The organism is Streptomyces sp. S.PNR 29 (genome assembly GCF_030386795.1).
Classification (GTDB): Bacteria; Actinomycetota; Actinomycetes; order Streptomycetales; family Streptomycetaceae; genus Streptomyces.
Map to the genome: position 1 here is coordinate 1 of NZ_JANUQM010000036.1, position 3,105 is coordinate 3,105.

Below are 3,105 nucleotides of genomic sequence, written 5' to 3' on the forward strand. Positions count from 1 at the left end.
CGTGGGTTGACGCGCCGTTGCGCCATGGAGGTCTGGTGCGGCCCGCGTACGGCGCGAGGCGCTGACCACCAATGCATCACGAGCTTATATAAGTGCGCGCTACTTTTCCAGGGTGACCATCTTTCAGACCAGCAGCCCCAGGGGCCACTTGGACGTGGGCGCCCTGATCACGACGATCGAGAACTTCAACCGCTTCTACATTCGCCTGCCCGGGCTGCGGACGCTGTCGTTCACGACCCTGTCCGTGCTGGACACCCTGACCTCCCGCGGCCCGACACGACTCACCGAACTCGCCAGGACCGAGCAGATCAGCCAGCCGGGACTCACCCAGCTGGTCACGCGCCTTGAGCACGACGGGCTCGTGGAACGCCGTCCCGACCCGACGGACGGACGCGCCACCCTCGTCCGCATCACCGAGGCCGGTCGACAGGTCGGCAAGTCCCGTCTCGCAGACCGGACGCGTCGTCTGCTGCCGCTCGTCGCCCGGTTGACGCCCGAGGAACAGCAGGCGATCACCGAGGCACTCCCCGCACTGTCACGCCTCGCGGAACTCGGCAACCTGGCCCGGGCTCAGCGACCTTGACAGTGGTTCGCAGCACCGCGTCCGGTAGGGCTCGTCACACGATTTCTGGCGCCGGCTCAGCCGGCGCGTTCCGCCGCGCCGCGCTCCACGCAGAACTCGTTGCCCTCCGGATCGGCGAGGACCGCCCAGCCCGTGCCGTCCGGGTTGCGGCGGTCGGCGACCAGCGTGGCACCCATGGCGAGGAGCCGCTCGATCTCCTCGTCCCGGGTTCGGTCCTGCGGCTGGAGGTCCAGGTGCACCCGGTTCTTGACGGTCTTGGGCTCCGGGACGGTGACGAACAGCAGACCCGCGCCCTCGATCAACGCATAGGCGTCCGAGTCCTCGTCGCCCTCGTGCACGGGCAGCCCCAGCACCTGGGACCAGAAGCCGGCGAGGCGGTACGGGTCGGCGGAGTCGATGGTCACATGGCGGATGACGGAGGTCATGGGCGCATTCCGATCTACTCGCCGAGCCCGCGCAGCAGCTTCGGCAGCGCGGTGCCGATCGGTTCGCGGATCACCTCGTCGGCGCGGTCATCGTACGGCGTCGGCTCGGCGTTGACGATGATCAGACGGGCGCCGTGGTCGGCGGCCACCCCGGCGAGCCCGGCGGCGGGCTGCACCTGGAGACTGGTGCCGACGGCGATGAAGACCTGGCAGGCCTTGGTGATCGAGACCGCCTCGCCGAGGACGACCGGGTCGAGGCGTTCCCCGAACATCACGGTCGCCGACTTCAGGATTCCGCCGCACTCCAGGCACGGCGGGTCCTCCTCACCGGCCTCCACCCGCGCGAGCGCCTCCTCCATCGGGCCCCGGGCGTGGCACTCGGTGCACACCACACTCCGCGCGGTGCCGTGCAGTTCGAGCACCTTGCGGGCGGGCATCCCGGCGAGCTGGTGCAGCCCGTCCACGTTCTGGGTGATCACCCGCACCGGCACGCCGGACCGCTCCAGCTCGGCCACCGCCCGGTGCGCGGCGTTCGGCTCGGCCTTCAGGGTCCGGTTCTTGCGCCGCATCTGCCAGGACCGGCGCCGGATCTCCGGATCGCTCATGTAGTACGCGTACGTCACGAGCTTCTCGGCCTCCGGATCCCGCCGCCACAGCCCGTTCGGCCCGCGGTAGTCCGGGATGCCGGAGTCGGTGGAGATACCGGCCCCGCTGAGGAGGGCGACGAGGGGCTTGGTGCTCATGGGGTCGAGGGTAGGCCGCACCGCCCGGAGCGGCGAGCGCATATCGAGGTCGGGACGACCCCGGCACGTGGAGGGCCGGCCCGGCCGGTCAGGCGACCCGGTGGCCGTTCTCCAGCTCGGCCGTCCCCGCCCCCTCCGCCAGCACGTCGAGCGCGGCCAGGACACGGCGGCCCAGGGCCCCCGGCAGATACTCGGCGAGCTCCTCGCGCGGCACGAGCCGCCAGGACAGCAGCTCCTCCTCCTGAAGGCGGATCGCCTTGAACTCCTCCCCGGACAGGACCCCGCCGTCGTACAGGTACGCCACCAGCGGAGGCCGTCCCGTCCCGTGCACCCAGTCCACCGCGAGCAGCCGGCCCAGCGGGCGGTCGAGGCCGATCTCCTCGGCCGTCTCGCGCCGCGCGCCCTGGCGCGGGGTCTCACCGTCGTCGGACTCGATCGTGCCGCCCGGCAGCGCCCAGCCCTCGCGGTAGTTGGGCTCGACGAGCAGCACCCGCCCCTCGTCGTCCCGGAAGAGCGCGGCGGCACCGGCGAGGACGCGGGGGAGTCCGGCGATGTACGTGGCGAAGTCTTCAGTGGTGGTCATCCTGGCAGGGTAACGGCGGTGCGGGGCCCCGTTCCGGGGGCAGCCTCCGGCCGGGGCGGGCGCACCGCAGCGTGCCCGGGCCTCGCTCTCCGCGACGAGCGGGCGCACGCGCCGGACAAGCGGATCGCGCGCACGCGCCGGACAAGCGGATCGCGCGCACGCGCACCGACCGGCCGCGGGTGCGCCGCGTCTGCCGACGGGTACGCCCTACCGCCGGGCCTGGTTCCCGAGGTCCGCGAGGCGGCACAGCACGGGCAGAGCGTCGGCGATCTTCTGCCGTTCCGAGGGGGTCAGCTGGGAGATCAGCGGGAGCAGGTGACGGGCCCGGTCCTGGTGCCGGGCCTCGCCGATCCGCCGGCCGCTCTCGGTGATGTAGACCAGGACGGCACGTCCGTCCGTCGGGTCGGGGCGGCGTTCTACCAGTCCGTCACGCTCAAGCCGCGCGACCAGCTGGGTGAGTCCCGGCTGGCTTATCTGCTCGGTTCCGGCGAGTTCGGTCAGCCGTCTCGGACCACCGAAGGCCAGCGTGTCCAGCACCGACAGCGTCGTGAACGACAGCTTCTGCACGGTGGAGAGCCGAATGTAGAAGCGGTTGAAGTACTCGATCGCCCTGGTGAGGGCATCAACGTCCAAGTCGCCCTGCTGGGGCTTCTGAGTAAATGTCACCCTGGAAATGTATCTCAGACTTATATAAGGTCGTGATGCATCGTGCCCCGCCCCGCGGCGGCGTACGGACTGCATCGCACCCCGCGCAACGGCGCGTCAACCTCC

General features: G+C 71.1%; 5 protein-coding genes. 1 reads left to right on the forward strand and 4 read right to left on the reverse strand.

Annotated elements, in window-relative coordinates; translation table 11 throughout:
• Positions 1-112 precede the first annotated feature (112 nt).
• Positions 113-583, forward strand: a complete 471-nt coding sequence (locus NW895_RS41050; protein ID WP_289942354.1) for a MarR family transcriptional regulator — start codon at positions 113-115, stop codon at positions 581-583.
• A gap of 56 nt (positions 584-639) precedes the next feature.
• Here NW895_RS41050 and NW895_RS41055 read toward each other — a convergent pair whose 3' ends face one another.
• The 4 genes from NW895_RS41055 to NW895_RS41070 form a co-directional block, all read right to left on the reverse strand.
• Positions 640-1,008 (reverse strand): VOC family protein, encoded by a 369-nt coding sequence (locus tag NW895_RS41055; RefSeq protein ID WP_289942355.1) that lies wholly within the window; start codon positions 1,006-1,008, stop codon positions 640-642.
• Between the two features lie 14 nt (positions 1,009-1,022).
• The gene (locus NW895_RS41060; RefSeq protein WP_289942357.1) at positions 1,023-1,751 is read right to left on the reverse strand and encodes a Sir2 family NAD-dependent protein deacetylase; all 729 of its coding nucleotides are present in this window, start codon (positions 1,749-1,751) and stop codon (positions 1,023-1,025) included.
• 88 nt (positions 1,752-1,839) lie between these two features.
• On the reverse strand, positions 1,840-2,334 hold the full coding sequence (locus NW895_RS41065) for an NUDIX hydrolase (RefSeq protein ID WP_289942358.1): 495 nt from the start codon (positions 2,332-2,334) through the stop codon (positions 1,840-1,842).
• A 207-nt stretch (positions 2,335-2,541) separates the two neighbouring features.
• Positions 2,542-3,000, reverse strand: coding sequence for a MarR family transcriptional regulator (locus NW895_RS41070; RefSeq protein ID WP_289942360.1), 459 nt, complete (start codon positions 2,998-3,000; stop codon positions 2,542-2,544).
• Between the last annotated feature and the right edge of the window lie 105 nt (positions 3,001-3,105).